The organism is Sphingomonas sp. RB1R13, assembly GCF_036663775.1.
Taxonomy (GTDB): Bacteria; Pseudomonadota; Alphaproteobacteria; order Sphingomonadales; family Sphingomonadaceae; genus Sphingomicrobium.
The window spans coordinates 1-1,255 of the sequence record NZ_JAXOJM010000056.1; the positions used below are offsets into that span (position 1 = coordinate 1).

General features: G+C 64.3%; 1 protein-coding gene and 1 pseudogene. Both read right to left on the bottom strand.

Features of this window, described 5'->3' with window-relative positions:
* Positions 1–62: 62 nt before the first annotated feature.
* A complete protein-coding gene (locus U1700_RS14805; protein WP_332753448.1) occupies positions 63–548 on the bottom strand; it encodes a hemerythrin domain-containing protein in 486 nt (161 codons plus the stop codon).
* A 62-nt stretch (positions 549–610) separates the two neighbouring features.
* A pseudogene (locus tag U1700_RS14810) lies at positions 611–1,255 on the bottom strand (putative DNA modification/repair radical SAM protein); the annotation flags it as partial.

Below are 1,255 nucleotides of genomic sequence, written 5' to 3' on the forward strand. Positions count from 1 at the left end.
CTCCGTCAGGGCTTCGCCCTGCCACCTCCCCTTAAAGGGGAGGAATTGGCGAATTTCTGGAATCAATCGCGCTCGTCGCCGCCGGGCGGGTTGGCCTTGGCGTCCTTCGCTTCGATCGGTTTGCGCTCTTCATAGATGTCGGCGAGCTTCTGCTCGGTTGCGTCGTCGAGTTCCTTCTCGGCGGCGGGGAACATCTCTTCCTCTTCCTCGTCGATATGATGCTCGTAGCGATGGCGCATGTGGAAGAATTTGGATTCCCACTCGTCCGACGCGAAGTCGAGGTCCATCATCTCGCCGAGCAGATCGTCGATCTCCTTATGCTCGGACACCGAGTGGCGCGCATCGTCGCGCAGTTCGGGTTCGCCCAGCATGGTGGCATAGAGCGACTCTTCCTCGGCGGCGGCGTGGCTCTGGACCTCGATCCGGAACGCCTCGAACAGCTTCTTGCGCTTGGCACCGTCGCCCTTCAGTTCGGCGAGTTCCTTCAGCATCTCGCGCTGCTTGTCGTGATCGCGCTTCAGATCGGCATAGATGTCGGCGGTGGCCATGATCGTCTCCTTCGCGATGTCCAACGGCGCAAGATGACGGCCGTTTCACCCGCGAATCACTCTCATCCAAAGAGTTCGAGCTGCTCAGTCTTCGGCTTGACCAGCGGCCTCAGGTCCGCCCGCTCGGCCAGCGCCACCGGGCGCCAGTCCTCGGCGATCAGGAAGGGGCGCAGCTTGGCGATCGAGACGGTCAGCCGTCCGACATCCTCCAGTCGCAGCTTGCGCCATTTGCGCGTGGCGATGATCCGGTCAACCGCCTTCACGCCCAGGCCGGGCACGCGCAACAGCATCTCGCGCGGCGCGCGGTTCACATCGACCGGGAAGTTCTGGCGGAATTTCAGCGCCCAGGCGAGCTTGGGATCGACGTCGAGCGGCAGCATCCCCGTCGCCTCGTCCGCCGCCGCCGCGACCTCGTTCGGCTGATAGTCATAGAAGCGCATCAGCCAGTCGGACTGGTACAGCCGATGCTCGCGCATCAAGGGCGGGCGTTGCAGTGGCAGCACGGCGGAGGCGTCAGGGATCGGGCTGAACGCCGAATAATAGACGCGGCGCAAGCGGAAGCGGTCGTACAAGGTCGCCGCCCGCCCGACGATATCGCGGTCGGTCGCCGCATCCGCCCCGACGATCATCTGGGTCGACTGGCCCGCAGGCGCGAAGCCGGGGGCGGACTTGTATTTCTTGGCCGCGTCGGTTCGGTCCTCGATCGC

Excerpts from the sequence above, each read along its gene's own strand:
- U1700_RS14805 (WP_332753448.1), bottom strand. The coding sequence starts at position 548 with ATGGCCACCGCCGACATCTATGCCGATCTGAAGCGCGATCACGACAAG.